The organism is Paraburkholderia aspalathi, assembly GCF_905220735.1.
Classification (GTDB): Bacteria; Pseudomonadota; Gammaproteobacteria; order Burkholderiales; family Burkholderiaceae; genus Paraburkholderia; species Paraburkholderia aspalathi.
Genome location: NZ_CAJNBA010000001.1, coordinates 1,568,953 through 1,595,094 on the forward strand (window position 1 = coordinate 1,568,953; position 26,142 = coordinate 1,595,094).

Sequence of the window (26,142 nt, forward strand, 5' to 3'; positions counted from 1 at the left end):
CCCGTCATGACCGACCTTCAGCCCGCGCCCATCGAACCCTTCAACGAAACGCACACGCTGGACGACCTGCATACCTTCGTGCAGCGTTATCCGCGTCTGTTCGTGCTAACCGGTGCGGGCATCAGCACTGATTCCGGCATTCCAGGTTATCGCGACGACAACGGCGAATGGAAACGTTCGCCGCCGATCACGCTGCAGGAATTTCTCGGCACGGCTGCGATGCGCCGACGCTATTGGGCACGCAGCATGGTGGGCTGGCCGGTGGTGGCCGACGCGCAGCCGAATGCCGCGCATACCGCTCTCGCCCGGCTCGAGGCAGCCGGCCATGTGCCGACGCTCGTCACGCAGAACGTCGACGGTTTGCATCAGCGGGCCGGCAGCCGCGAGGTGATCGAACTGCATGGCGGCATCGACGGCGTGACGTGTCTGGACTGCGGGACGCAGCATTCGCGCGCGTCGATCCAGCGCACGCTCGAAGCCGACAATCCCGCGTTGCTGGATGTCACGGCCGAAACCGCCGCCGACGGCGACGCGCATCTGGAGTGGCACGATCTCGACGCTTTCCGCGTTCCGGCGTGCACGAACTGCGGCGGTTTGTTGAAGCCCGCCGTGGTGTTCTTCGGCGAAAGCGTGCCGCGCGAGCGTGTCGAAGCGGCTTCGCATGCGCTCGATGCGGCGGACGCGGTGCTGGTGGTCGGCTCGTCGCTGATGGTCTATTCGGGCTACCGCTTCTGCGTGTGGGCGCAGAAGCAGGGCAAGCCGATCGTCGCGATCAATCTGGGGCGCACGCGCGCCGATCCGCTGTTGTCGCTGAAAATCGCCGCGCCCTGTGCCGACACGCTGACTGCGCTGGCGGGGCGTCTGGCACTGGATTGAGCGGGCCGCCCGAGCTGCGCGCGGCTCGCACAAATCGTCGATAATCCCAATCCCACGCAGTGCCGCCCTCACGAAAAGCAACCGTCCCGCAAAAGGAACGCCGATGTTGACGACGATCGAACAGCTCGAAGCAATCTACGGTCAGCCCCACGAACGCGCAGTGAAGAAAGAGATTCCCTACGTCAACGAAGACTATCGCGCGTTCATCGAAGTCGCGCCCTTCGTCGTGCTCGCCACTGCGGGTCCGGAAGGCCTCGACTGTTCGCCGCGCGGCGACGCGCCGGGCTTCGTGCGTGTGATCAACGAACGCACGCTCGCGCTGCCGGACCGCATCGGCAACAATCGCGTCGACAGTCTGCGCAATATCATCGTTGAGCCGCACCTGGCGCTGCTGTTCATCATTCCGGGCGTCGGCGAAAGTTTGCGCGTGAACGGCCGCGGCCGCATTTCCAACGATCCGGAATTGCTGGACAGTTTTGCCGTCGAAGCTAAACTGCCGCGCACCGTGCTGCTGATCGACGTCGAAGCGGTGTACTTTCATTGCTCGAAGGCGCTGGTGCGCTCGAAACTGTGGGATCCCGCGCGTCATATCGAACGTTCGCGCCTGCCGAGTGCCGGCGAGATCCACCAGCGCATCAACGGCGCCAGTTTCGATGCCGCGACCTACGACCGTGAACTCGCCGAACGCGTGCGCACGACCCTGTACTGAAACAAACCGAACATGACTGATTCCCATCCGGCGTTGCGGCAACATTCGCCCTCCGCCGAACGCAATCGCGAACCGATCCTTGCCGTATTGCGCGAAGTGCTGCCGGCTACCGGCCGTGTGCTGGAAATCGCGAGCGGCACGGGGCAGCATGCTATCTGCTTCGCCGGCGCATTGCCCGGGCTCGACTGGCAACCGAGTGATCCCGATGCGGACGCGCGTGCGTCGATTGCGGCGTGGATCGCGCATGCAGGGCTGGCGAACGTGCGCGCACCGCTCGCTCTCGACGTGCATCAGGCGGAGTGGGGTGTGCAAACGCTGAATGCGCCCGATCAGTTTGACGCCGTGGTCTGTATCAACATGATTCACATCTCGCCGTGGAGCGCGACGCAAGCGCTATTCGCCGGCGCGAGTCGCCGACTGGTCGACGGCGGTGTACTGTATCTGTACGGCCCTTACAAACGCGGTGGCGCGCATACCTCGCCGAGCAACGATGCGTTCGATCAGCAATTGCGCAGCCGCGACCCCGCGTGGGGCGTGCGCGACATGGAAGCGGTGGTCGCGTTGGGCGCATCGGTCGGGCTCGTGTGCGACGAGCCGATCGCGATGCCGGCGAACAATTTCAGCCTGGTTTTCAGGAAACGCCTGGACGCGGCGCGGGTCTGACAGACGTTGCGTAATGCGGTGTGTGCGGTGTGTAAGCGGTGCGTCATAAAGCGCATCACCGGGCACCGCCTAAAGTTGAGGCCCGCACGCAGTGGAAAGCCTGCTCGCTGAGCGCAAATGCGCGTCAGCGAGCGGCAAGCCGGCATTTCTTTTATCCTTTCACCCTCGACGTTCCGCCGACGTTCTTTCCGGCGCGGCGTCTCGACATTTTTTGGACTCTGGAGAATTCACATGGGCAAACAGGCAATCGGCGTGGTGGGGCTAGCGGTCATGGGCCGCAATCTGGCGCTCAACATCGAAAGCCGCGGCCACGCGGTGTCGGTGTACAACCGTAGCCGCGAGAAAACCGACGAACTCATCGCCGAATATCCGGACAAGAAGCTGGTGCCGGCCTTCACGCTGGAAGACTTCGTGGAGTCGCTGGAAAAACCGCGCCGCATTCTGCTGATGGTCAAGGCAGGCGAGCCGACCGACGCCACCATCGCGTCGCTCAAGCCGCTGCTGGACAAGGGCGACATCCTGATCGACGGCGGCAATACGCATTTCACCGACACCATCCGCCGCAATCAGGAACTGGCGAAAGCCGGCCTGCATTTCATCGGCACGGGCGTGTCGGGTGGCGAAGAGGGCGCATTGAAAGGCCCGTCGATCATGCCGGGCGGCCAGCGCGACGCCTATGACCTGGTTGCGCCGATCCTCACCGAAATCGCCGCCAAGGCGCCGGACGGCGAGCCGTGCGTCGCGTATATGGGTCCGGACGGAGCGGGCCACTTCGTGAAAATGGTGCACAACGGCATCGAATACGGCGACATGCAGTTGATCGCCGAGAGCTATGCCGTGCTCAAGCAGGTCGTCGGTCTGTCGAACGAGGAACTGGCCAAGGTCTACACCGAATGGAACGAGGGCGAACTCGACAGCTACCTGATCGAAATCACCTCGAAGATCTTCAAGAAGAAAGACGAAGAAACCGGCAAGGATCTGGTCGACGTGATTCTCGATCGCGCGGCGCAGAAAGGCACCGGCAAGTGGACCAGCCAGAACGCGCTCGACCTCGGCGCACCGCTGCCGCTGATTACGGAAGCCGTGTTCGCACGCGTGCTGTCGTCGTTGAAGACTCAGCGCGTGGCCGCGAGCAAGGTGCTGGAAGGGCCGGCAGCCAAGCCGCTCGGCGCCGAGCGTGACGCGTTCATCGAATCGGTGCGCCGTGCGCTGTACTTCAGCAAGGTGATTTCGTACGCACAAGGTTTCGCGCAACTGCGCGCGGCATCGGAAGAGTACAAGTGGGATCTGGACTACGGCACGATCGCGAAGATTTTCCGCGCCGGCTGTATCATCCGCGCCCGCTTCCTGCAGAAGATCACCGACGCCTATACGAAAGACAAGGCGATCGCCAACCTGCTGCTCGATCCGTACTTCCGCGACATCGCGAAGAACTATCAGTCGGCGTTGCGCGAAGTCGTGATTGCCGCCATCAATGCTGGCGTGCCGGTGCCGGCATTCGCTTCGGCAGTGGCGTATTTCGACGCATATCGCTCGGAACGCCTGCCGGCGAACCTGGTGCAGGCTCAGCGCGATTTCTTCGGCGCGCACACGTTCGAACGTATCGACAAGCCGGGCAGCTTCCACGCGAACTGGAGCTGAGCGTTTGAATCGTGGCCCGGCGCGCGCTTGCAGCAAGGCGCGCCGGGCCACATAAGCGATTGAATTCAAGGCGGGCAATTATTGCTGATAGCTATCGTGCAGATAGCGTGGCAGCACGCTGGACCCTCTACTATTGCGAATTTCGGAATAGAGTTTCATCGTTTTAGGGGTTTCCCCTAGATGTTGCCGCTCCTAAACTTCTACTTAAGCGCTACGGGACAACGAGCCCAAAGCACATTAAATACAAGTTCTGGAGGTTTACATCATGAAGACTCTTATCTCTGCAGTTGTCGTCGCTGCCGCTCTGGTCGCTCCTGTTGCTTCGTTCGCTCAATCGAACCAGCCGCTTACCCGCGCTGAAGTGCGCGCTCAACTGGTGCAACTGGAAAAGGCCGGTTACAACCCGATCGGCGATCATGTCGATTACCCGGCTAACCTGCAAGCTGCGCAAGCCCGCGTCGATGCACAGAACGGCACCGCTCAAGCTGTGAACAGCGGCTACGGCGCACCGATCGCTGGCACCTCGCAAGCCGGCCGTCCGCTGACCGGCAACGACCGTAACTCGGTCTACTTTGGCAACTAATTCGCCGAAACTGATGTGAACGCCGCCTGGCTGACAGGCGGCGGGTAATAAAAAAACGCCGACCGGATTGCCGGGCGGCGTTTTGTCGTTTACGGCGTTGCCTCGCCGTCAGATCGATTTCAAGGCGCGCTTCAACGGTTCGGCAAATGCGGAATCCCTTCGTTGCTGGTCAGATTCAACTGATGAATCTGCCGATGCGCCTTGTTCAGATGCGCCTGCGCGGCGACGCGTTGCGCTTCCAGTTGCGACACCTCTTTGCGCACCTGATGCTGCCGGTTCGACACGGTCTGTTCCTGCGCGCCGCGCCGTTGCAGATCCGTGCGCAGCCGTTCGGCCTGCGCCTCGGAGCGCGCGATCATGCGCGCCAGCTGTTCGTTTTGCGCCTCGAGTTGCGCGCGGCGCGTTTCGCCTTCGGAGAGCCGCGTCGCCTGTTCCTCGAAGTGATGGAAGGCCGCTTCCGCGGCTTCGAGGTCGGCGGCTTTGAGCGCGCGCCACAGCGAGCCGTCCTGATACAGCGCGACGTAGTACGTCAGTTCCTTCGCGTGGAACAGCAGACTGACCGAATAGGCGAAGCTGCGGAACACGCGGAACGGCGTCAGCGCTTCTTCTTCGGCGAGCCATTCGATTTCGGCGGTGTCGGCCATCTGCACGCCGCGCGCGCTAACCTGCGAAGGCACCACCGGCACCGGCCGTAACGTCGTTACCGGCCGCGCCGGCTCGGCGACGGGGGCGGCGGGCTGGGCACCAGCGGCAGCGGGCGTGACGCCGGCCGCCGCGGCCAGCGCCGCCTCCTCGCTGTCGTCGGGCGAAACGGAATCGGCGGCGTTCTCTCGTGCGACCTGCACGAGATGCGATGGGCCTGCCAGCACGCTGCGGCGGTTCAGGAGACTTTTCACGGCGGTTCCTCCGGTTGACTCGCCCGAAACCTTCAGACGGCGTCGACAGTCAAGCATGCCGGACAATCTGGCGGTTCGGGCGGTGAGCGAAAAGTGGCGGACCGGCGGTACTAGCAACTGAGCACCGGGGTGCGCGGCAGTGCGGATGCGTTTTCCGCGAGCGCAGCTTTAATGCAAGGTGCGATGCCGGCGGCCTATTTCATCGAACAGCGCGCGGCTGGGTTCGAGGGCAAGCAACCAGGATTCGTCGTAACCACTGAGATTGTCGAGCGCCTCGCGCAGCCGTTCAATCGCCAGTGCCGGAATCTCGACGCTGGCTTCGACGCCGCTCGACAATCCCGCGATGCTGGCCAGCTGGACCAGCGCGTCGGCGGCTTCGGCGACGTCTGCCGCGAAAATCAGATGGGTGTTCAGCAACTCGACCAAACCGGGCGACGCCGCAATATCGTCGACGTTGAGTTGCACGGCCAGAAACGTGGCTTTGTTCATCCTCAACTCCTCGCTGGATCCAGGCGTTTGCGTACGGTGCGTTGCGGCAGCATGACTGAGTATAGGCGAGGGTTAAAAGGATTCAATAATCACACGAATGCGTTCGCCCGGCCGTGTGGCGGCGGTTGCGCCTGCCGCAACACCTATAATGGGGTCGGTCGAAACGCGTGATCCCGCTGGGCCGGGCGGTTTGGTATGCGGCACGGATAACGCGTCGACAGCGTCTGCTTCTCAACCCACTATTCACCATGAAGATCATTCGCAGCAAGAGCTTCACCGCGACGCGTCCGTGGGGCGCGCTCGATATCGCCAACATGGGCGGCATTACGACGCGCCTGCATTGGACCGATCAGCCGTACAAGTGGCATGTCAACGACGGCGAGGAAGTGTTCGCCGTGCTCGACGGCCGCGTGGAGATGCGCTATCGGGAAGGCGGCGTGGAACAGTCGGCGATTCTGGAAACGGGCGATGTGTTCTACGCGTCGGTGGGCACCGAACACGTTGCGCATCCGATCGGTGTGGCGCGCATTCTGGTGGTCGAGGCCGAGGGCAGTGTCTGACGGTTCCTTGGCCCATGCCGTGTCGAAGCCGTTGCCAGCGCGCACGGCGGCATAATGGATAAGTGCCGTGGCGCCCGTGGCGAGCGGCACGGCGAATGCTTGGGGCTGATTGAATCCGATTGAATCTAAGTGTCGAGGAAAATCACATGACAAGACAATGGCAATTCACGGCGACCCGGTTGCTGATCTCGGCGACACTCGGCGTGATGATCAGCGGTTGTACGTCGATGCCGTGGGAAAGCACGCCGTTCTATAGCAGTGCGCCGTCCCGCCCGACTACCCTTGGCACCGTCCCTGTGCCAGCCGGTTACTACCGCGCCAATCAGGGTGACACGCTGGCGGGCATCGCGTCGGCGTACGGTCGCAAGCCGCAGGAGATTGCGGCATGGAACGGCCTCGCAGCGAATGCGGCGGTCAATCCGGGGCAGGTGCTGCGAGTGGCGCCGCCCATGGCGTCGGGTAGCGTGGTGACGCCGCCGGTCGGTGTTGCCGGTCAGAATGGCGCTGCCGCGACGCCTGGCACGCCCGGCGTGCCGCAGCAAGGCGTGCTGCTGTGGCCGTTGCGGGGTCCCGTGCTGAAAGCCTTTGCGCCGGGCAAGTCGAACGGTATCGTGATCGGCGGCCACGCAGGCGATCCGGTCAAGGCCGCCGCGACCGGCCGGGTGGTTTACGCCGGCACGGGTATCGAGGCGTACGGTCCGCTCATCATCATCAAGCACGACGATTCGCTGATTACCGCCTACGGGCAGAACAGCACGCTGCTGGTCAAGGAAGGCGATGCTGTCGCGCAGGGACAAACCATCGGCGAAGTCGGCGTGGATAGCCGCGGCGTGGCGTCGATCCAGTTCGAAGTCCGTCAGAATGGCCAGCCGGTCGACCCGCTTGCGTGGCTGCCGAAGTCGGGTGGGTGAACCGCGCCTATTAGCGCGGTTTTCAGCGCCGCGTTAATTAATTGAATACACTGTGTGGCTCAACAGCCGGAGTCGTGGCCGTTCATCGAAGCAGATGAAGCGGTACGCGGGCCGGCGATCACAGGCTGTCATGCATTGACACAAACAGGGACACACGAGGTTTTCACCATGATCGATTTGCGCAGCGACACCGTAACCCGTCCAACTCCTGCCATGCTCGCGGCGATGTCGGCCGCCGAAGTGGGCGACGACGTCTGGGGCGACGACCCAACCGTGCTGCGTCTGCAGGCAACGGTCGCCGAGCGTGCCGGCAAGGAAGCCGGCCTGTTCTTTCCGAGCGGCACGCAAAGCAATCTGGCGGCGTTGATGGCGCATTGCGCGCGCGGCGACGAATACATCGTCGGCCAGTTGGCGCATACCTATAAGTACGAAGGCGGCGGCGCCGCGGTGCTCGGCAGCATTCAGCCGCAGCCGCTCGAGAATGCCGCCGACGGTTCGATCCCGCTCGAGAAGATCGCCGCCGCGATCAAGCCGATCGACAACCACTTCGCGCGTACGCGGCTGCTGGCGCTGGAAAACACCATCGGCGGCAAAGTGCTGCCGGCGGGTTATGTCGACGAGGCTGTGCAGCTGGCGCGTAAGCATGGCTTGTCGGCTCACCTCGACGGCGCGCGTGTCTACAACGCGGCGGTTGCATCGGGCAAGCCGGTTGCGGCGCTGTGTGAACGGTTCGATTCAGTCTCGATCTGTTTTTCGAAGGGCCTGGGCGCGCCGGTCGGCTCGGTGCTGGTCGGCAGCCAGGCGCTGATCGACGTGGCGCATCGCTGGCGCAAGGTGCTGGGCGGCGGGATGCGTCAGGCCGGCGTGCTGGCGGCGGCCTGCCTGTACGCGCTGGATCACAACGTCGAGCGTCTCGCCGACGATCACGCGAACGCCGCGCATCTGGCGGCCGGTCTGGAATCGATCGACCAGGTCAAGGTGCAGTCGATCGCGACCAACATGGTGTTTGCGCATTTTCCGCAGCAACATTGCGTACCGCTCGAAGCGTGGCTCAAGGAGCGCGGGATCCTCACGCAGATGCTGTATGCGTCGCGCTTCGTCACACATAAGGATGTGTCGCGTGCGGATATCGATACGTTTATCGCCGCGGTGAAGGGGTATTTCGCCGCGCATTGATCGATCGAAATGCCGGGAAGAAAAAACGGGCGCACTGCCACAGCAGTGCGCCCGTTTTGTTTACTTCGCCGACGCTTTCGCGTGCGCGCCTGAGCGATGCGAAGGCGCGAACAGCCGCAGTCCGCTTGCAAGGCTCGCCGCGCCGGCAAAGAAGGCGCCGGCGCTGAGCGCGAGTGTGGGCCCATGACGGCCGGCGATACCGAAGCTCAGCGCGACCAGCGCAGCGCCGGTGGTCTGCCCGAGCAGCCGGGCAGTCGCGACGATGCCGCTGGCGCCGCCGCTGCGCTCGGGCGGTGCGCTCGCCATCAATGCCTTCAGGTTGGGTGACTGGAAGAAGCCGAAGCCCGCGCCGCAAATCGCCATGCGGATGCCGATGTCGAGCACATGCGGATGCACCGGCAGCAACGCCAGCGACGCCATCCCCGCCGACATCACCGCCAGACCGATCGCGCCAAGCAGGCCCGGTGGATAGCGGTCGGACAGACTGCCTGCCAGCGGCGCGGCCAGCGCGACCACCACGGGCCACGGCGTCATCAGAAAGCCGGTTTCGACCTGGCTGCGATGCAGCACGTCCTCGAAGTAGAAAGGCAGCGACACGAACGCCAACCCTTGCGCGGCGAACGAGCACACCGCAGTTACTGCCGACAACGCAAACACCGGCCGCTTGAACAGATCGACCGGCAGCATCGGTGCGGGGTGACCGGCTTCACGACGAATCAGCAGTACGCCGAACACCACGGCGATCGCGGCCGCGCTCAGCACCAGTTGCGTTGAGGCGCGCTGGGCCGCTTCGCCGAGCGCGAAGATCAGCGCGGCGAAGGTGATCACGTTGAGGAGCGCCGCGATCGGGTCGAAGTTGTGTTTGCCGCGCTCGGTGTGCGGCAGCGCCGGCCATGCGAAGGCCAGCGCCAGCAGACCCAGCGGCACGTTGACCGCAAACAGCCACGGCCACGCGGCAACGGACAAAATCAGCGAGGCCACCGTCGGCCCGACCGCGAACGACACGCCGACGATCAACGCGTTAGTGCCGAGGCCGCGTCCGAGTCGATGCGGCGGATACAGATAGCGGATCAGCGCCGTGTTGACGCTCATGATCGCGCTCGCGCCGAGACCTTGCAGCACGCGCGCGGCGGCGAGCATCGGCAGTGTCGAAGCGAGCGAGCAGGCCAGCGACGCCAGCGTGAACAGCGCAATGCCGCCGATATAAATCCTGCGATGCCCGACGATGTCGCCGAGTGCGGCGAGCGGCAGCAGTGTCGCGACCATTGCGAGCTGGTAGGCGTTGATGATCCACACCGAAGCCGCGGGCGCCGCGTGCAGATCCGCCGCGATGGCGGGCAGGGCGGTGTTGGCGATCGCGGTATCGAGCGTGGCGAGCGCGACGGCGAGCATGATCGCGGCCATCGCGCGGCGATTGGCGGCGCTCATCGGGCCGTCCGCCGGAAAGGTCTGGTCGAGCGTGGCGCCACGGGTGGCGCTGGGTTTGTCGGACAAGGCGTGGCTCGTCGGGTTATGCATGCCGCAGCGCCGGGCGCGTCGGAGGGACGGCGCTGCGGCGTGCAGGCGGCAGGGTTGCGTGGCGTGAAGCGCGGGGCCAGAGTCCAGCGGTCAGGGCGGCGCGCGCGGCGAATGAAGTGATTGTTACAGAGACGTGGAAATCGTGCTGGGAGACCGGCAGGGCGGGGCGCTTGATCGGACGTCTCTAACGCAACTAACGGTCAAGTCCGCCCGGCATCTTCGAATCGGCGCGGCGCTTCGTTATCGCATATCGCTTCGGCATAACAGTTCAGCAGACGAGGCGCGCCGATTTGACCACGTATTGAACCGGTCAACGCATTCATCGGCACGTCACACGTCGACAAAGATAATCGTGCTGCCTCTCTCCCATGCAGTCGGCTTTCATCGCTTGATATCGTTTGCCTGTTTTGCGGGCCGATGCACGCACCCAGTGCCGCGCACAGGCTGCCTTTGCACCGCGTGCGTGCGCGGAATGCGTGTGAAATGCGTGAAGCCCCGTATGTCGGCGGGCATGGCATGTGCATGAGCACCCGCTCGCGCCCGGCGGTGTTCCTGCGCCGTAAAATGTCGTACTCTGTTTGCTAACCCGCCTGACCGACACGCGCCTCCCGTCCGTCATCTATGCGGTTCGCGTATGTCGCGTCGTTTTTTCCCCGGAGGCCTCGATGACAGCCGTCGATCTGGAATTCGACCAGCTCAACAGTACCGTCGACGCGCTACGGCGCTCAATTTCCAATCGCATGATGTACGGCGTCGGCAAGGACGCCGTCACCGCTCATCCACATGACTGGCTGCACGCCGCGGCGCTCGCCGTGCGCGACCGGCTGGTCGCGCGCTGGATGAAGACCACGCGCCTGCAGTACGAACAGGACGTCAAACGCGTCTACTACCTGTCGATGGAATTCCTGATCGGCCGCACGTTTACGAACGCGTTGCTGGCGCTCGGCATCCACGATCAGATGAAGGAAGCGCTTGCGGATCTCGGCGTCGATATGGACATGCTGGTCAATATCGAACCGGACGCGGCCCTCGGCAACGGCGGCCTCGGGCGGCTCGCCGCCTGTTTTCTCGATTCGATGGCGACGCTCGGCATTCCGGGTTTCGGCTACGGTATCCGTTACGAATACGGCATGTTCCGTCAGGAGATCGTCGACGGCGAGCAGGTCGAAGCGCCGGACTACTGGCTGCGCGCGGGCAATCCGTGGGAGTTTCCGCGGCCCGAGATCAAGTACATGGTGCACTTCGGCGGCCGCACGGTGCAGCGCGGCGAGCATGTGGAGTGGATCGATACCGAGCATGTGAACGCCACCGCGTATGACACCGTCATTCCAGGTTACGCGACAGACGCGACCAATACGCTGCGCCTATGGTCGGCGCGCGCCACCGAAGAACTCGATCTCGGTGCGTTCAATCGTGGCGACTACCGCAACGCGGTCGATACGAAGAACATGTCGGAGAACGTCTCGCGCCTGCTGTATCCGGACGACTCGACGCCGGCCGGCCGCGAACTACGGCTGCGGCAGGAATACTTCTTCGTCTCGGCGACCATGCAGGATCTGATTCGCCGCTATCAGCGCACGCACAGCACGTTTGGCCGCTTCTCCGAAAAGGTGGCGGTGCATCTCAACGACACGCACCCGGTTCTGGCGATTCCGGAACTGATGCGCTTGCTGGTGGATGTTCATCATCAGCCGTGGGACAAGGCGTGGCATCACGTCACCAAGATTTTCTCGTACACGAACCACACCTTGATGCCCGAAGCGCTCGAAACGTGGGACGTCGAGATGCTCGCGCGTCTTTTGCCGCGGCATCTGGAGATCATCTTCGAGATCAATGCGGGCTTTCTCAAGCATGTCAGCGAGCAATCGGGACACGACGGCGAGATGATCCGCCGCATTTCGCTGGTCGACGAATATGGCCAGCGTCGCGTGCGGATGGCGTATCTGGCGATCGTCGCGAGTCACAAGGTGAATGGTGTATCGAAGTTGCATTCGCAACTGATGACGCGCGATATTTTCTCCGACTTTGCGCGCATCTATCCGGACCGCTTCACCAACGTCACCAACGGCATCACGCCGCGGCGCTGGCTGGCGCAGGCGAGTCCGTCGCTCTCGTCGCTGATCGATCAGCAGATCGGCAAGCATTGGCGCAGCAATCTGTTCGAGCTGGAGCAACTGCGCAGTCTGCGCAACGACAGCGCGTTCATCGACGCCTTTCATGAAGCGAAGCGGCAGAACAAACTGCGGCTCGTGCAGCGGCTTGCGCATCACACCAAACTGCACTTTGATCCCGATGCGTTGTTCGATCTTCAGGTCAAGCGTATTCACGAATACAAGCGGCAGTTGCTGAACGTGTTGCACGTGATCGTGCGCTACAACCAGATTCGCGCGAATCCGGAGCGCGATTGGGTGCCGCGCGTGGTGATGTTCGCCGGCAAGGCGGCGTCCGCGTATCGCATGGCGAAGACGATCATCAAGCTGATCGGCGATGTCAGCGAGAAGGTGAATCACGATCCGTTGATCGGCGATCGCCTCAAGGTGGTGTTCGTGCCGAACTACGGCGTGAGCGTGGCCGAGTTGATCATTCCAGCGGCTGATCTCTCCGAGCAGATTTCGATGGCCGGCACCGAAGCGTCAGGCACCGGCAACATGAAGCTCGCGTTGAACGGCGCGTTGACGATCGGCACGATGGACGGCGCGAACATCGAGATCTGCGACGCGGTGGGACGCGACAACATTTTCATCTTCGGCCATACCGCTGATGAAGTGGACAACCTGCGCGCCACTGGCTACCGGCCGCGGCAAGTCTACGAGGAGAATCCGGAACTGCGCATGGCGCTCGACCAGATTCGCACGGGTTACTTCTCACCGGATGATCCGCTGCGCTTCTCGGACATTTTCCACACGTTGGTGGATTGGGGCGATCACTATATGGTGCTCGCCGATTTCGCTGCGTTTGCGAAAGCGCAGGACGAAGTGGATGCGCGTTTCGTCGACCGGCGCGCGTGGACCGAGAGCGCGATCGAGAACGTCGCGGGCATGGGGCAGTTTTCGTCGGACCGCACGATCGGCGAATATGCGCGCAATATCTGGCACGTGAACCCGCTCAGTATGGAGTGACGGGGTGGAGTGACGCAGGCACGTTTGTGTATGGTGCTTGCTCAAATGAAAAAGGCCGTGCGAAATTTTTCGCACGGCCTTTCTTTATCGATCGATGACTATCACGGGGCGAATCGTTCGCTCTCTTGCGCGGCATACAAACCGAACTGCCCACGCGGGAAATCGAATAACACGTCGATGTTCTGCATGGCCATCAAACCGACCACGATGCGGTTAGCGTCCGGCTTCGCCTTGACGATCGTGACTTGCGCTGTTTCGTAGCGGTGCACCCACGACCCAGTGCCGATGGCCGTCTCATAGTTGCCCTGATCGAGCACATTGCCGACATCGCCGTCACCAGTCCAGTTGGGCGCTTTGTCAGTTTCGATGCGGATCATGCCGGTGCTGCCGGTTGCGAACACCAGCGGCGCACAGAAAGTCATCTTGTTGCCCACATTCACACAGCCTCGCGGCCATTGGGCCGTGCCGTCTTTCGACATTGTCATCGGCACCGTCGTGTAGTTTTTGGTGATGGTGCTCGAGGGGCTCAACACCATGTACGGCTTCGCGAAGTTCGCGTGCACCAGATAGCGTTGACCGATGTTGCCGGGCAATGCGCGCAACGGTTGCGTGTAGCTGTTGTCGTCGGGCTGCGCGGCGCCGACGCCGACGATGCCGGAAAACGCCCAGCCGAATTCGCCGCTGTAGCCGTCCATGCCGACGCACTTGCGCGCGTTCGGCAGGCAACGCACGACGTCCACCGCTTGCGCGGCAATCGGCGTCGGGGTGGTGCCGGCGAGGCTGAACGGCACCTTCACGGCCGAGCCGAGCACCTCCACGCCGTTCGCGAACGACAACGATGTCACGCCGCCGGCGCTTGCATAGCCCGAACCGGGCAGCACCGACTTCAACACCCGCGTGCCTTGCGTACCCGTGTCGAGCGCCATGTAAACCGGCTTGCCGTCGAGTTGAACCGGCAGACCGAGGCGTGCGTGGTCTTCGTCGGCACGCTCCACGTGCAGCGGAATCAGCAGACCGTCGTTGCCGCCGTTGATCAGCGCGGCATTGGGGGCTGGCGGCGTGGGGGTGGGGAAGGTGACGGAGCAGCCAGTCAGCGCGGCGAGCGCGCCGGCTGCAACCAGTGCCGCCGAAGCTGAGCGACGAAATTGAGAAAGAAAATGAGAACCGACATGCCGGCGTGCGGCATCGAGAGACGACAGGAACATAGGATCACGCTTTGCAAAAAGGCGGGTCCCTGGCGAAGGCGATGCATCGTGGGCTGCGGGTCGGACAACTCGAACAGCACTGGCAGCAATCTCACTGGATTGCCGCGGCGTGGGCGGGAAAACCGGAACGCTTGCGGGGGCCTGCGGGAGGGAACACGCGATAACAGGAGCGGCGACTCTACACGGCCACCCGCGGGCATTTGCAAAGATGTGTAAAGGTTTGGGGGACGGCTAGCAAGTCGCCCGTGCAAGCGTTGATCTATGTCAATAGTCGCGCGGACGGCGGATTACGGTGGTTTGCGCGCGGCCGAGCGTGGCGCGGTCGAGAGCGCATGTCAGCAGGCCGATCACGTCGTCGAGGGTGCGCGAGGTGACTTCGACACGGAAGGTTACGCGCTCGTGTTGCTGGTCGACGGTCACGACGTAGAGGCGCAGATCGTCGCCGAGAGCGGTATGCAACGCGCGCCGCCCTTGTGCCGACGAGGTGCCGGGCACAGTGACGTCAATGATGACGAGCGGAACGACGACATGCGTGCGGCGGGGAAGACGTGATTCGCGCGGTGCGCGCGGGAGGGGGATTTCAGACGTTGCGACTGACGTGAGCATCTTGATTGCGCCGATTCGGCGAGGCGGCGCGCGTTGTTGACACCCAACCACTCTAACGACGCGCGCCTCAACGACGCGCAAAAGCTGCCGCGTCGCGAATCAATTTTGTGTTAACGCGCCGCGCCTCGCGTATATCGGACGGCGGCTGCTCAGGCCTTGGGCGCTACAGCGACGCTCTTCGCTTCGTGCACGGCCGCGGCAACGCGCTCCACGAACTCGCGATCGGTGCTCATAAGCGCCTCACGCAGACCATTCGCGGTCTGCACCATCAGACGATGCGTGATGTCCTGGGTCGCCCACGTGAGCCAGCCAACCACGACCAGCATCGTGCCGCACACCATGCCGACCGGCGAGCGCAATATCCCGCCGACAACAGCGCCCACGAGTCCAAGCAACGAGATCGCACGGGGCAGGGCCTTGTTCTTCTGCACGGTGACGACTTGCACGTCGACGATGTCGCGCAGCGGAAAGACCTGGCCGGCCGACGAGAGTGCGTTACGCGTGACCGACACGCCGCGGTCGTTGAAAGGGGTTTCCATCGAGTCCAATGCAAGCGGTAGCAAAGGGCGCAGCGTACCAGATGCGGCGGCAGCGCTGGAAGTGGTGGGGGGAGGAAGACGCTGCTGGCGGATTTGATCAGTGTCACACTTCGGCCGGAAGCTTGAAAAATGGTATCACTAATGGCACCATTGGTTCATGACGGAGAAAATTCTTGGCCAGATGCGCCGTGAGCCGACCAACGTCCGCTTTTCGGCGTTGCTCAAGGTATGCACGCAATATTTTGGCGAACCACGCCGCTCGGGCACGAGCCACGCAGTGTTCAAAACCCCATGGCCGGGAGATCCTCGCGTCAACATTCAAAACGATAACGGCAAAGCCAAGGCGTACCAGGTACGTCAGGTATTACAAGCCATAGAAAAGCTTACGGAGAGTCAACATGCCCGCTGATCACTACACCTATCGCGTTACCTGGTCGCCCGAGGACGGCGAACATGTCGGCTTGTGCGCGGAGTTTCCGTCCTTGTCGTGGCTTGCGCGCACGCCGGATGCCGCGTTGAAGGGAATTCGCGCTGCGGTCGCCGAAGCAGTCGCAGATATGCAGGAAGGCGGGGAGGCGGTACCGGAACCATTGGCCGAGAAGCGCTACAGCGGCGAGTTTAGAGTTCGGATCCCGCCGCAGCAGCATCGCGCGCTCGCAATGCAAGCGGCTGAACAGGGCGTCAGTCTGAATCGGCTGGTGAGTATGAAGCTCGCGGCATAAGTGTCGACGTGGGCACGCGAAAACCGCTCCCCCAAAAGAAAAACGCCCCGCAGGGCGTTTTCCAGAACCTCAGGACAGCAAGGAACTTGCGCTCCTCGCCGACCAGGTAAAACTCGCTTAGAACTTGTGACGCAGGCCTGCGCGAACTGCCAGTTGCGTGCTTGCGCCTGCCACCGGCAGGAAGCTGCTCGTGCTGGAGCCGATCTGCGCTTGCAGGCCGGTATTCTTCGACGTCTTGCCCGCAGCTGCCTGATAAACGCCCAGCAGGTACACGTCGGTGCGCTTGCTCAATGCGTAGTCGACGCTGGCGTCGATCTGGTTCCAGTGGCCGTTGGTCTGGTCCTTCGACTGCATGTACGTGTAGCCCAGCGCGCCCGTCAGTGCCGGCGTGAAGGCGTACTTGCCGCCTGCTTCGTATGCATTGAACGTCGTCATGTGACCGGTGATCTGCTCGATGTTCGTGTGCGTCCAGAGAGCCCACATCGTTGCCGCGCCGATCGAGTACTTGGTGCCAACGCCGACCGTGGACAGGTCCTTAGCCGTACCGCTGATCGCCGAGTTTGCGAGCGTCGTCGAGAAGGTGGTCGGCGATGCCGAACCCGGGTAGCGGATGTCCGTGTACGCAGCGCCGATGCCGAACGGGCCGTTCGCATAGTTCACGCCAAAGCTGTATACCGACGACGAACCGGTTGCGCCCGGCGCGCCAGCAAATGCACCAGCCTGGTTCGAGAAGCCGTACATACCGCCGAAGGTCAGGCCCGCGAAGTTCGCGCTGGTGAACTTGACCGCATTGCTGACGCGGCTCGACGTGAGCTGGTCGACGTCGTTGATGTGATAGCCGTAGTTACCCGCGACGGTCTGGCTGCCGTTGCTGTACACGCCACCCAGGAAGTCCGTCGAGAACGAGTATTGGCGACCGAACGTGAGCGTGCCGATGCCGTTCTGCGACAGACCGACGTATGCCTGACGGCCGAACAGCGAGCTGCCCTGGCCGAGCGCGCCGGTGCCGGAGTTAAAGCCGTTTTCCAACGTGAACAGCGCCTTCAGGCCATTGCCGAGGTCTTCCGTACCGCGCAGGCCCCAACGGCTGGCTTGGGCGACACCGTCGCCGTATTGATAAAGCTTCTGGGCTTGAGCGCCAGCATGGTTGACATAGGTGAAACCGGCATCGATCAAGCCATACAGCGTGACGCTGCTTTGTGCGTGTGCGGCGGTGGCGAAGACGGCGAGCGTAGCGGCGGCCAATACTTTCTTGTTCAAGACTTTCTCCGATTAAAAATTAAGCGATCACCACGCCGTACTCTTAGGTAAGGTCGTGAGATGGACCGAAATTTAAGGGAATGCAGAGTAAGGTATGTGACAGCTTTGCTTATTTTTGTAATCTGTCGCGCTGGCGCGACACTCACATAGCATTGCCAGTTGAAATCGAGCAAGGCACGTCGCGCATAAGCTTTTTCCAGATCGTGCATATAAGCGTGTGAAAAACGATTGGTTTTCAGGGGCATTTGCTGCATGCGAGGATCCGCACCTGCCAATCAAAATCGCTTGTGGGGAAATGCATGCAACGCCGGAAAATCATCCAGAATCTGCTCGCTATCGCCGCCGTTTCGCTGACGGCAACGTTTGCGCACGCCGACGACAAACAACTGAAGATCGGCACGATGAGCGGCCCGGACGCACAAATCTGGTCGGTCGTGACCAAGGTGGCGGCGCGCGAAGGGCTGAATGTGAAGGTCATCGAATTCAACGACTACGTGCAGCCGAACGCGGCACTTGACGCCGGCGACCTCGACGCCAACGGTTTCCAGCACCAGCCGTTTCTCGATAGCCAGATCAAGCAGCGCGGCTACAAGATCGTCAACGTCGGCCTGACCTATGTGTCGCCGATGGGCTTCTATTCGAAAAAGCTCAAGTCGCTCAAGGACTTGCCGGAAGGCGCGAAGGTCGGCATCCAGAACGATCCGTCGAACGGCAACCGCGCGCTGCTGCTGTTGCAGAAGTACGGCGTGATCAAGCTTAAGCCGGGCGTCGGCACGAACGGCGTCAACGCCACGCCGCTCGACGTCGCCGAGAATCCGAAGAAGATCAAGCTGGTGGAACTCGACGCCGCGCAATTGCCGCGCTCGCTCGACGACCTCGACGCGGCGTCGATCAACACGGACTACGCGGTGAAGGCCGGCTTGCAGCCGACGAAAGACGCGATCGCAATCGAGGACCTCAAAGGTCCGTACGCGAATCTGATCGCCGTGCGCGCGCAGGACCGCGACAAGCCGTGGGTCAAGAAGCTGGTCGCGGCGTATGAGTCGGATGAAGTGCGCAAATACATCGACACGCAGTTCAAAGGCGCGATCATTCCGGCTTTCTGAGCGGTTTTACAGGCGGCTTTCCGGTCGCCTTTGAGTAATCCGCTCTTTTGCAACAGACCCGTAAACGCAGAACGCCCGCTGAAATAGCGGGCGTTTTGCTTTGCAGGCGCAACTTTTACAGATGAATCCTGCGAAAGCGCGGCTTCAATTGTTCCTTAGTTAGTTGCTCAACAACGATCCGCTTCTGAACGCCTTCGCACCGGCAATGCGTGCGAATTCCAGCCCGGCCGTCGCGAAGCGCGTCAAATGCCGCGCATACAACACACCGGCTACGGTGCTCTTCAGCGTGATGACGCGATCGGTCAACGGATCGACGATATCGGCGATCTCATGGCCGACATCGACCCAGGTACCGACTTCACAGCGATACACGAGCACACCGCTGATCGGCGCGACGATCGGCTCGGCGCCGGCCAGCGGCGTGGCGGCGAATTCGAGCGCGGGCAGCGGAGCGGCCGTGCCGTCGATCACGCCACGCGAGGTCAGGTACTCGATGATCGCCTGAGCGTCGCGCTCCGCGTACTCGTACGACACGTCGCGTTGACCGCGCAGTTCGATCGTGACCGAGACCGAACCGTTCGGAATCGGGAAACGGTCGCCGTAACGGCCGCGCAGATCCGACCAGCAGAAGCTGTGGATTTCGTCGAACGGATTACCGACCGAATTCAGCGCCAGCAGCGACGCCTTGGCGTCCAGATAGCAGGCAAGCGGCTCGACTTCCGGCCACAGGTCCGGGTTCGTGTAGATGTGCATCGCGGCGTCCCAGTCGCAGTGCAGATCGAGCACGACATCGGCGTCATACGAGAGCTTTTGCAGCGCCAGACGTTGCGATTCGAGTTCGGTGACCGGCCCCTGCGCGTCGAGCGCTTCGCGCATCGCGGCGCGGATCGCCGTGCGATTGGCGTCGATGTTGTCGGTCAGGCGCGCTTCGATGCCGGGCTGAATCAGCGCCGACAATTCGTAGAAATTGCGGTTGAAGTTCTGCGCGCTGTTGGTTTCGAAGCGGCCCGTCAGATGGCCGAGAAAGTGCTGATTCAGACCGATCGGATTGGCCACCGGCACGATCACGACTTCGCCGCGCACCTTGCCGGCGGCTTCCAGCGCGGCGAGCTTGCGGCGCAACGCCCACGAAACCAGCATGCCAGGCAACTCGTCGGCATGCAGCGACGACTGGATGTAAATCTTCTGCCCGCCGCCGGGACCATAGTGAAAACTCGTCAGATTACGGGCGGTGCCGAGCGTCGGGGCAATCAGCGGATGGGTTTGGGTTTGCATGATTTTCAATCCGCGGGCATTTGGGGCGTGCCGCGCTATGTCGTTGATTACAAGGGGAAAGGGTGTTTAAAGGTCGGGCATTGGCGGGCGGGTTCGCAGCGCCTCTAGCGCACGATCTTAGCCGATATGACGCGGCGCGTGGTCTTAGGCGGCGCCGTTTGAATCGCGCGTGGCACGCGGGCCGGCCTATCCGGTTCGATCACAGTCCGGGCGGCGCGGCAAAGCGGCCCCGCAAACGAAACGGGCTCCGCGTGATGCGGAGCCCGTTTTCTGCAAGCCGGCAAGCGCGCCGTCAGGCGCGCGTGACTGGCTTAGCTGCCGTACACGTCGAAGTCGAAGTACTTCTTCTCGAGCTTCTTGTACGTACCGTCCTTGATGATGTCGGCAATCGCCTTGTCGACCTTCGCCTTCAGATCGGTGTCTTCCTTGCGCATGCCGATGCCTGCGCCGTTGCCGAGGATCTTCGGATCGTCGAGGTCCTTGCCGACGAAGTCGAAGCCCGCGCCGCGCGGCGTCTTCAGGAAGCCGATCTCAGCTTGCACTGCGTCTTGCAGCGCTGCGTCCAGACGGCCCGACAGCAAGTCGGCATAGACCTGGTCCTGGTTCTGATACGGCACAACCTTCGTGCCCTTCGCTTCCCAGTACGTCTTCGCGTAGGTTTCCTGGATCGTGCCTTGCTCGACACCAACCGTCTTGCCCTTGAGCGAATCGGCGGTCGGCAGGATGCCCGAACCCTTCTTCGCGACGAGGCGCGTCGGCGTGTTGAACAGCTTCGACGAGAAGGCGATCTGCTCAGCGCGTTGCGGCGTCATGGACATCGACGACAGCACGCCGTCGAACTTCTTCGCCTTCAGGGCCGGGATCATGCCGTCGAAGTCGTTTTCAACCCACACGCACTTGGCCTTCAGGCGCGCGCAGATTTCATTGCCGAGGTCGATGTCGAAGCCCGCGAGCTTGCCGTCGGAGCCCTTGGACTCAAACGGGGGGTAGCTGGCGTCAACGCCGAAACGGATTGTCGACCAATCTTTAGCGTGTGCGCCAATCGAGACGGTTGCAAGCAGAGCAACCGTCAAAGCCGCTAGCAGTTTTTTCACTGTTTAACTCCTCGGTGTAGTTCGAATACTCCCGTATGCGGTTGTGCCGCTGCGGGACGCCCGGCGCGACTCACGACCGGGCTTGGGTTGAAGCTGCCGGCCGGGGCGGCCAGCAGCGCGCGCCAAGCTTATCAGTTCAAAAAGATTGGGTAGCTAGTGAAACACCGGATAGCGCACGGGAATAGCTTCTAAAGCCTGAATGTGGTGGAGTTTCGACGGGGTCGTCATGCGAATTGCATGGCCTTGGGATGCTACCTGTTGTCGCGTAAAGGAGCCGTAATGAAGTTGGCTACCCACGGCGCTTTTCCGGCGTGCTTCGCACCTTGCGCTGTGCCGGCAAAACCAGTATTCAGAATGGCGCTATTACCAGCAGTTATTGCAGACTATTACGCGACCGTGATTGTTTCAATTTACCGTCGCCGAAGTTAAAGATTTCGCGAGAACAACCGTTAAATACAGATGAGCGTATTTGTTAAATCACACCTGACCAATTGTTTTTTCTCGATTGAGGCGGGGCCGGAACCAAAAATGCATTGCTTGGCGCTATGATCAACGCTCCGCACGGCTGCCTTTGCAGCGTACGATTGCACCGGTATCTGTCTGAACAAAGTCATCGAGCACTACGCCCGCGATTAAATACCGCGCGCCTGTTTGCGTTCGTCTTAATGACCTTCTGCTAAGCGGTTGTATATGCACACGATTTCGATGGCAGACGAAATGCGCTGTTTCAAACCATCGCGCCGGAGCCGAACTGCAGTCGCAGCGGCACGCGCGAAGTCACTGCGCGGCCGCGCGTTTTCCGCTTTTTTGACATTACTGATAAACGCCGCTTTCTGCTGTAGCCTTTTGTCTTCAGCACCCGTCGTGGCCGCCGACAACGTTCTGCGTGTGCTGGCATGGCCCGGTTATGCGGACGCCGACGTCGTCAAGGCTTTCGAGACGCGCTACAACGCGAAGGTCGAAGTCACGCTGGTCGATTCCGACGAGGCGCTATGGGCGCAGATGCATGCTCAGGGCACGCCGCAGTTCGATGTGCTCGCAGCGAATACTGCTGAAATCGAGCGCTATACCCGCGCGAATCTGCTGGCGCCGCTCGATCTGGCCAGTTTGCCGAATACGAAAAAACAGTTGCCGCGGTTTCAGGCGCTGTCGGCGATCGAAGGGCTGACCTCGGCAGGCAATGTATACGCCATTCCATTCACGTACTCGTCGATGGGGCTGATCTATGACCGCAAGCAGATCGCCGTTGCGCCGCGCTCGATGCGCGAATTGTGGAACCCGCGCTACCGCGGCAAGGTTCTCGACTTCAATAGCGCCCAGCATAATTTCTCGTTCACTGCGCTGGCGCTGGGCTATCCGCATCCCTTCCAGCTCGACGATACGCAGATGCGCGTGATCGCTCACAAGCTCGTCGACCTGCGCCGCAACCTGCTGACCTATTACACGTTGCCTGAAGAAGCGACCGCGTTCTTCATCCAGCACAAAGTTGCCTTGATGTTCGGTAACTACGGCACCCAGCAGGTTGAATCGTTGCGCCGCGCGGGCGCCGATGTGGGCTACGTGATTCCCGACGAAGGGGTGCTCGCCTGGCTGGACTGCTGGTCGATGACGCGTTCCGCCAAGGATCGCCCGCTCGCGCTTGCGTGGATCAACTACATGCTCGAACCGGACGTCAGTGCGTTGCTGACGCAACGCCAGGGGCTCGCCAACACGTTGACGGCGCCGGCGGAGAACGGCGACAAGGCGCATATCCTCTGGATCGGTCCGGTGGAAGATATTCAGCGGCGCGAAGATCTGTGGAGCAGAATCGTGTCCGGCGACAGGTCGGAGCGTTTCTGATGATGCGCCCCGGCCTGACATTCAAGTTATCGATTCTGCTTGCGTGCATTGGCGTGCTCGCGTCCGGTGCGACCGGTTATTACACGTATCGTGCCAACCGTACGATGCTCGTGAACGAAGCCGAACGCAGCCTGCTGACCTCAACGGAATTGTTGGGACAGCGCTTTTCCGTGGCGATCGACGATGTTGCCGCAGACGCGCTGGTGCTCGCGAGTTTGCCGTCTCTGGCGGACGTCGCGCAGACCGACAACGGCGTCGGCGCGAATGCACAGCGCGAACAGCTGGCGCAGGTGTACGCCAGCTTCATGGTTCATCACTCCGAGTATCTGCAGATTCGTTTCATTGCCCGCAAGCACTACGGACTCGAGCTGATCCGTTTCGACCGCGATGCGGACGGCCTGGTACGGGTAGAGGGGAATAACCTGCAGGAAAAAGGCCAGTTTGCATATGTTTTCGACACGCTGGCGTTCTCGCCCGGACGCATTTACACCTCGCCGATCGCGGTGAATCACGAGTACGGCGCGCATGCCGCCGAGGGCAAACCGACACTGCGGCTCGGCACGCCGGTGGCGAACGCGAGTGGCGCAGTAGTGGGCGTCGTGATTATCGATATCGATCTGGCCGGACTGCTCAACCGTTTGCAGAGCGACTTGCCGAGCGACTATCAGGTCTATCTCGCCAACGAATGGGGCGATTTCCTGGTCCATCCGGATGCCTCGAAAACGTTCGGCTTCGACAAGGGCCGCCGCGTTCTGATGCAGGACAGCTTTTCCGCCACCAAGCCGCTCTTCGATCAGTCAAAAAGCGAGGTTCTGCTGAACGGTCTCGTGCGGCCGGGGCAGGCGGCCGGCCAGGTGCTTGCTTTCGTGCGCAGACCGTTCGGCGCATCCGAAGGCAACCGTTTTATCGTGATCGGCCTTGCCAAGCCGCTCGAGGATGTCTTATCCGGCGCCACCCAGCTGGGTAACAGAATCATTCGCATGGTGCTGATCTTCAGCGTGCTGGCGCTGTTCCTGGCGATTCTGTTTGCGCGCGCCCTGACCAAGCCTTTACACATCCTCGCGTATGCGGCGACGCATCTGTTCGCCGAGCACACGATGGAAACGCTGCCGCTCAAACGTACCGACGAGATCGGCGTACTCGCGCGCTGCTTCGATCGTTTGCGCCGGGAAATCAAGTCGCAAATGGATGTGCTGCATAACAAGCAACGTGAGCTCGTGCACCTCGCTACACACGACGGGCTGACCGGCTTGCCGAACCGCATGTTGTTCATGCAGAAGCTCGAGGCGGCGATCGAGGAAGCAACAAGGCGTCAGGAAGGGCTTGCCGTGCTGTTCGTCGACCTCGACCGCTTCAAGCAGATCAACGACCAGTTCGGCCATTCGATTGGCGACAAGGTGCTCACCGCCGTGGCGAAGCGGCTGAAGAAGGTGCTTTGCACGGCGGATGTTGCCGCGCGCCTCGGCGGCGATGAGTTCATCGTGTTGATCGAGGGGCCGCGCTCCGCAGAGGCCGCACCGGGGATTGCCTCGCGCATCATGGGGGCGTTGAACGAAGAACTGGTGATCGACGGACAAAGCATGACGGTGGGCGCGAGCATCGGCATCAGCCAGTTTCCGGAGGATAGCGCCACGGTGGAGGAGTTGCTGCTCCATGCCGATGCGGCGATGTATGCAGCTAAAGCCGGTGGACGGTGTGGCTATCTGCGCTACCAGGATGTGCTGGCGGCGCGCAAGCGTGAGCAGGAGAGCGAAGGGGCAACGGAAGGCCGTGAGGCGGAGCCGACGGCCTGAAGCGCCGAATTTCATTGCAATGCTGTGATCGCTCCCCGTGCGCCGTGTTCGTGAAGCAGCTGCAATGCGTGTCGAAGCGTTTTTCTGAACTCGGGCAGGGCGGCCAGATCTTCCGGAAACACTTCACGCACAGTCAGTAACGCATCCATCAACGCTTGCGGCTCACCGTCAGCGGACGCCACGAGCGTCTTCAATCTGCCGGCCAGCGGATCGCTGATTTCGTAACGCGTGCCGTCGTCCGCGTGGCCGCGCAAAAACATCATCCAGGCCGCTATCGCCAGCGCGAGACGCGTGAACGGTTGACCCGCGCCGATCCGTGCCGCAATGGTGGCGAGCAGGCGCGGCGGAATCTTCTGGCTGCCATCCATCGCGATCTGCGCGCAGCGATGTTTCAGCGCCGGATTCGTGTAGCGCTCGAGCAGCGCATCCCGATAGGCGGCCAGGTCGAATGATGCGGGCATGGTAAGCGTCGGCGCGATTTCTTCCGTCATCATCGCGTGGATGAGATTGCGCATGGGCGGGTGTGAGATCGCTGCATCGATCGTCTCGAAGCCGCCGAGCATCGACAGATAGGCCAGCGTCGAATGCGTGCCGTTCAGCATGCGCAGCTTCGCCAGTTCGAACGGCGTCACGTCTTCCACGAGTTGCGCGCCGACTGCCTCCCATGCGGGACGTCCCCCCGCAAAACGATCTTCAATGACCCACTGCCGGAACGGCTCGCAGGGCACCGGTACGGTGTCTTCATAAACGATGGCGTGGGCCACGGTGACGCGTTCGGCATCCGTGGTGGCCGGCACGATGCGGTCGACCATCGTCGACGGAAACGCAACGTGGGCGGCGATCCAGTCGGCCAGCTCGGGATCGCGTTGCCGCGCGAACGAACAGACTACCTGGCGCAGCGCGGCGCCGTTATGGGAAAGGTTGTCGCACGAGAGCACCGTGAACGGTTTGCCGCTCGCGCTGTCGCGCCGCTCGCGCAATGCCGCGACGAGGATGCCCGGTACGGTACGCGGTTCGAGCGGGTTGGCCAGATCGTGTGCAACGGCGGGATCATCCAGCGCGACCTCGCCGGTTTTCGGGTCGCGGCAATAGCCTTTTTCCGTGACGGTCAGTGAGACGATCTGTACCAGCGGATCCGCGAGACGCGCGAACAGGGCGGCGCGATCGTGCGGCATGGCCAGCACTTCGCGTAGCGCGCGCACGACCGTCACCTTAGCGCCATGCGGGCCGCGCTCAACCACGCTATACAAACCTTGCTGCGCCATCAGCGCATCGCGCTTGTCGACATCGCCTTGCAGCGTGACACCGCAAATCCCCCAGTCACCACCCGCGGCAAGCATGGCCTCTTCGGTATAGAGGGCCTGATGCGCGCGATGGAAGTTGCCGATCCCCAGATGAACGATGCCGATGCGCGGCTCCTGCCATTGCGGTGACAGCAGATGTGATTGCAGCGTGGGCAGTGCTTGGCGGACGAGGCGAGGCAAGGTGGCTACAGAAATCATGTGACGAATTCCAGGTTGCGGAAAGGCTTCAGACCGACGCCGTTCAACGGGAAAACCCTG

24 protein-coding genes are annotated in these 26,142 nt (G+C 62.1%); 14 read left to right on the plus strand and 10 right to left on the minus strand.

All coding sequences use genetic code 11. From position 1 onward, the window contains the following. Window positions 1-6 precede the first annotated feature (6 nt). From KHO30_RS06945 to KHO30_RS06965, 5 genes are all read left to right on the plus strand, one after another. Window positions 7-876 carry an NAD-dependent protein deacetylase gene (locus tag KHO30_RS06945; RefSeq protein ID WP_200652601.1) on the plus strand — a complete coding sequence of 290 codons (870 nt, stop codon included), beginning with the start codon at window positions 7-9 and terminating at the stop codon, window positions 874-876. A gap of 103 nt (window positions 877-979) precedes the next feature. Beyond that, window positions 980-1,585: a pyridoxamine 5'-phosphate oxidase family protein gene (locus tag KHO30_RS06950; protein WP_211700405.1), complete on the plus strand. Its 606-nt coding sequence runs from the start codon at window positions 980-982 to the stop codon at window positions 1,583-1,585. A gap of 12 nt (window positions 1,586-1,597) precedes the next feature. After that, window positions 1,598-2,248, plus strand: coding sequence for a DUF938 domain-containing protein (locus KHO30_RS06955; protein WP_211700406.1), 651 nt, complete (start codon window positions 1,598-1,600; stop codon window positions 2,246-2,248). Between the two features lie 231 nt (window positions 2,249-2,479). Next, on the plus strand, window positions 2,480-3,889 hold the full coding sequence (gene gndA / locus KHO30_RS06960) for an NADP-dependent phosphogluconate dehydrogenase (protein ID WP_200621285.1): 1,410 nt from the start codon (window positions 2,480-2,482) through the stop codon (window positions 3,887-3,889). A gap of 265 nt (window positions 3,890-4,154) precedes the next feature. Then, window positions 4,155-4,472: a DUF4148 domain-containing protein gene (locus KHO30_RS06965; protein ID WP_093634806.1), complete on the plus strand. Its 318-nt coding sequence runs from the start codon at window positions 4,155-4,157 to the stop codon at window positions 4,470-4,472. Between the two features lie 131 nt (window positions 4,473-4,603). Here KHO30_RS06965 and KHO30_RS06970 read toward each other — a convergent pair whose 3' ends face one another. Together KHO30_RS06970 and KHO30_RS06975 are read right to left on the minus strand one after the other, a co-directional pair. Beyond that, window positions 4,604-5,368: a DUF2968 domain-containing protein gene (locus tag KHO30_RS06970; protein ID WP_211700407.1), complete on the minus strand. Its 765-nt coding sequence runs from the start codon at window positions 5,366-5,368 to the stop codon at window positions 4,604-4,606. A 168-nt stretch (window positions 5,369-5,536) separates the two neighbouring features. Next, window positions 5,537-5,857: a hypothetical protein gene (locus KHO30_RS06975; RefSeq protein ID WP_093634804.1), complete on the minus strand. Its 321-nt coding sequence runs from the start codon at window positions 5,855-5,857 to the stop codon at window positions 5,537-5,539. Between the two features lie 248 nt (window positions 5,858-6,105). Here KHO30_RS06975 and KHO30_RS06980 point away from each other — a divergent pair, with 248 nt between their 5' ends. The 3 genes from KHO30_RS06980 (at window position 6,106) to ltaE (ending at window position 8,504) form a co-directional block, all read left to right on the plus strand. Beyond that, window positions 6,106-6,417, plus strand: a complete 312-nt coding sequence (locus KHO30_RS06980) for a cupin domain-containing protein (RefSeq protein ID WP_054041883.1) — start codon at window positions 6,106-6,108, stop codon at window positions 6,415-6,417. A gap of 146 nt (window positions 6,418-6,563) precedes the next feature. Then, on the plus strand, window positions 6,564-7,328 hold the full coding sequence (locus tag KHO30_RS06985) for a murein hydrolase activator EnvC family protein (protein ID WP_200621288.1): 765 nt from the start codon (window positions 6,564-6,566) through the stop codon (window positions 7,326-7,328). Between the two features lie 168 nt (window positions 7,329-7,496). Next, entirely contained in the window at window positions 7,497-8,504 is a 1,008-nt protein-coding gene (gene ltaE, locus KHO30_RS06990) for a low-specificity L-threonine aldolase (protein WP_200621289.1), read from the plus strand. Window positions 8,505-8,564: 60 nt separating this feature from the next. Here ltaE and KHO30_RS06995 read toward each other — a convergent pair whose 3' ends face one another. Then, window positions 8,565-9,932, minus strand: a complete 1,368-nt coding sequence (locus KHO30_RS06995; RefSeq protein WP_211700999.1) for an MFS transporter — start codon at window positions 9,930-9,932, stop codon at window positions 8,565-8,567. 755 nt (window positions 9,933-10,687) lie between these two features. Between KHO30_RS06995 and KHO30_RS07000 the strand changes: the two genes are divergently transcribed. Next, window positions 10,688-13,141, plus strand: coding sequence for a glycogen/starch/alpha-glucan phosphorylase (locus KHO30_RS07000; protein WP_093634800.1), 2,454 nt, complete (start codon window positions 10,688-10,690; stop codon window positions 13,139-13,141). A 101-nt stretch (window positions 13,142-13,242) separates the two neighbouring features. Here the strand turns inward: KHO30_RS07000 and KHO30_RS07005 are convergent, their stop codons facing one another. From KHO30_RS07005 to KHO30_RS07015, 3 genes are all read right to left on the minus strand, one after another. Further along, window positions 13,243-14,346 carry a hypothetical protein gene (locus KHO30_RS07005; RefSeq protein WP_211700408.1) on the minus strand — a complete coding sequence of 368 codons (1,104 nt, stop codon included), beginning with the start codon at window positions 14,344-14,346 and terminating at the stop codon, window positions 13,243-13,245. A 264-nt stretch (window positions 14,347-14,610) separates the two neighbouring features. Beyond that, on the minus strand, window positions 14,611-14,952 hold the full coding sequence (locus tag KHO30_RS07010; RefSeq protein WP_211700409.1) for a hypothetical protein: 342 nt from the start codon (window positions 14,950-14,952) through the stop codon (window positions 14,611-14,613). Between the two features lie 149 nt (window positions 14,953-15,101). Continuing rightward, the gene (locus KHO30_RS07015; RefSeq protein ID WP_211700410.1) at window positions 15,102-15,491 is read right to left on the minus strand and encodes a DUF6232 family protein; all 390 of its coding nucleotides are present in this window, start codon (window positions 15,489-15,491) and stop codon (window positions 15,102-15,104) included. A 157-nt stretch (window positions 15,492-15,648) separates the two neighbouring features. On the opposite strand from KHO30_RS07015, the gene KHO30_RS07020 reads away from it, so the two are divergent. Beyond that, on the plus strand, window positions 15,649-15,900 hold the full coding sequence (locus KHO30_RS07020; RefSeq protein ID WP_063499892.1) for a hypothetical protein: 252 nt from the start codon (window positions 15,649-15,651) through the stop codon (window positions 15,898-15,900). Next, window positions 15,890-16,213 carry a type II toxin-antitoxin system HicB family antitoxin gene (locus KHO30_RS07025; RefSeq protein ID WP_200652609.1) on the plus strand — a complete coding sequence of 108 codons (324 nt, stop codon included), beginning with the start codon at window positions 15,890-15,892 and terminating at the stop codon, window positions 16,211-16,213. Before KHO30_RS07020 ends, KHO30_RS07025 begins: the two co-directional genes overlap by 11 nt. 117 nt (window positions 16,214-16,330) lie before the next feature. Here KHO30_RS07025 and KHO30_RS07030 read toward each other — a convergent pair whose 3' ends face one another. Continuing rightward, window positions 16,331-17,473: a porin gene (locus KHO30_RS07030; protein WP_211700411.1), complete on the minus strand. Its 1,143-nt coding sequence runs from the start codon at window positions 17,471-17,473 to the stop codon at window positions 16,331-16,333. A gap of 299 nt (window positions 17,474-17,772) precedes the next feature. Between KHO30_RS07030 and KHO30_RS07035 the strand changes: the two genes are divergently transcribed. Beyond that, a complete protein-coding gene (locus KHO30_RS07035) occupies window positions 17,773-18,579 on the plus strand; it encodes a MetQ/NlpA family ABC transporter substrate-binding protein (RefSeq protein ID WP_093634794.1) in 807 nt (268 codons plus the stop codon). A 159-nt stretch (window positions 18,580-18,738) separates the two neighbouring features. Here the strand turns inward: KHO30_RS07035 and KHO30_RS07040 are convergent, their stop codons facing one another. Together KHO30_RS07040 and KHO30_RS07045 are read right to left on the minus strand one after the other, a co-directional pair. Next, window positions 18,739-19,854, minus strand: coding sequence for a succinylglutamate desuccinylase/aspartoacylase family protein (locus KHO30_RS07040; RefSeq protein WP_200621560.1), 1,116 nt, complete (start codon window positions 19,852-19,854; stop codon window positions 18,739-18,741). A 311-nt stretch (window positions 19,855-20,165) separates the two neighbouring features. Next, complete coding sequence (locus tag KHO30_RS07045) at window positions 20,166-20,948, minus strand: ABC transporter substrate-binding protein (protein ID WP_093634793.1); 783 nt, start codon at window positions 20,946-20,948, stop codon at window positions 20,166-20,168. Window positions 20,949-21,653: 705 nt separating this feature from the next. Here KHO30_RS07045 and KHO30_RS07050 point away from each other — a divergent pair. Both KHO30_RS07050 and KHO30_RS07055 read left to right on the plus strand, forming a co-directional pair. Beyond that, window positions 21,654-22,787: an ABC transporter substrate-binding protein gene (locus KHO30_RS07050; protein WP_425312881.1), complete on the plus strand. Its 1,134-nt coding sequence runs from the start codon at window positions 21,654-21,656 to the stop codon at window positions 22,785-22,787. After that, complete coding sequence (locus KHO30_RS07055) at window positions 22,787-24,580, plus strand: GGDEF domain-containing protein (RefSeq protein ID WP_211700412.1); 1,794 nt, start codon at window positions 22,787-22,789, stop codon at window positions 24,578-24,580. Before KHO30_RS07050 ends, KHO30_RS07055 begins: the two co-directional genes overlap by 1 nt. A gap of 11 nt (window positions 24,581-24,591) precedes the next feature. On the opposite strand, the gene KHO30_RS07060 is transcribed toward KHO30_RS07055, so the two are convergent. Continuing rightward, window positions 24,592-26,082 carry a mannitol dehydrogenase family protein gene (locus KHO30_RS07060; RefSeq protein WP_211700413.1) on the minus strand — a complete coding sequence of 497 codons (1,491 nt, stop codon included), beginning with the start codon at window positions 26,080-26,082 and terminating at the stop codon, window positions 24,592-24,594. Between the last annotated feature and the right edge of the window lie 60 nt (window positions 26,083-26,142).

Excerpts from the sequence above, each read along its gene's own strand:
- KHO30_RS06980 (WP_054041883.1), top strand. The coding sequence starts at position 6,106 with ATGAAGATCATTCGCAGCAAGAGCTTCACCGCGACGCGTCCGTGGGGC.
- KHO30_RS07010 (WP_211700409.1), bottom strand. The coding sequence starts at position 14,952 with ATGCTCACGTCAGTCGCAACGTCTGAAATCCCCCTCCCGCGCGCACCG.
- gndA (WP_200621285.1), top strand. The coding sequence starts at position 2,480 with ATGGGCAAACAGGCAATCGGCGTGGTGGGGCTAGCGGTCATGGGCCGC.
- KHO30_RS07050 (WP_425312881.1), top strand. The coding sequence starts at position 21,654 with ATGGCAGACGAAATGCGCTGTTTCAAACCATCGCGCCGGAGCCGAACT.
- KHO30_RS07040 (WP_200621560.1), bottom strand. The coding sequence starts at position 19,854 with ATGCAAACCCAAACCCATCCGCTGATTGCCCCGACGCTCGGCACCGCC.
- KHO30_RS06985 (WP_200621288.1), top strand. The coding sequence starts at position 6,564 with ATGACAAGACAATGGCAATTCACGGCGACCCGGTTGCTGATCTCGGCG.
- KHO30_RS07020 (WP_063499892.1), top strand. The coding sequence starts at position 15,649 with ATGACGGAGAAAATTCTTGGCCAGATGCGCCGTGAGCCGACCAACGTC.
- KHO30_RS07060 (WP_211700413.1), bottom strand. The coding sequence starts at position 26,082 with ATGATTTCTGTAGCCACCTTGCCTCGCCTCGTCCGCCAAGCACTGCCC.
- KHO30_RS06955 (WP_211700406.1), top strand. The coding sequence starts at position 1,598 with ATGACTGATTCCCATCCGGCGTTGCGGCAACATTCGCCCTCCGCCGAA.
- ltaE (WP_200621289.1), top strand. The coding sequence starts at position 7,497 with ATGATCGATTTGCGCAGCGACACCGTAACCCGTCCAACTCCTGCCATG.
- KHO30_RS07015 (WP_211700410.1), bottom strand. The coding sequence starts at position 15,491 with ATGGAAACCCCTTTCAACGACCGCGGCGTGTCGGTCACGCGTAACGCA.
- KHO30_RS06975 (WP_093634804.1), bottom strand. The coding sequence starts at position 5,857 with ATGAACAAAGCCACGTTTCTGGCCGTGCAACTCAACGTCGACGATATT.
- KHO30_RS06950 (WP_211700405.1), top strand. The coding sequence starts at position 980 with ATGTTGACGACGATCGAACAGCTCGAAGCAATCTACGGTCAGCCCCAC.
- KHO30_RS07025 (WP_200652609.1), top strand. The coding sequence starts at position 15,890 with ATGCCCGCTGATCACTACACCTATCGCGTTACCTGGTCGCCCGAGGAC.
- KHO30_RS06995 (WP_211700999.1), bottom strand. The coding sequence starts at position 9,932 with ATGAGCGCCGCCAATCGCCGCGCGATGGCCGCGATCATGCTCGCCGTC.
- KHO30_RS07005 (WP_211700408.1), bottom strand. The coding sequence starts at position 14,346 with ATGTTCCTGTCGTCTCTCGATGCCGCACGCCGGCATGTCGGTTCTCAT.
- KHO30_RS06965 (WP_093634806.1), top strand. The coding sequence starts at position 4,155 with ATGAAGACTCTTATCTCTGCAGTTGTCGTCGCTGCCGCTCTGGTCGCT.
- KHO30_RS06945 (WP_200652601.1), top strand. The coding sequence starts at position 7 with ATGACCGACCTTCAGCCCGCGCCCATCGAACCCTTCAACGAAACGCAC.
- KHO30_RS07000 (WP_093634800.1), top strand. The coding sequence starts at position 10,688 with ATGACAGCCGTCGATCTGGAATTCGACCAGCTCAACAGTACCGTCGAC.
- KHO30_RS07055 (WP_211700412.1), top strand. The coding sequence starts at position 22,787 with ATGATGCGCCCCGGCCTGACATTCAAGTTATCGATTCTGCTTGCGTGC.
- KHO30_RS07035 (WP_093634794.1), top strand. The coding sequence starts at position 17,773 with ATGCAACGCCGGAAAATCATCCAGAATCTGCTCGCTATCGCCGCCGTT.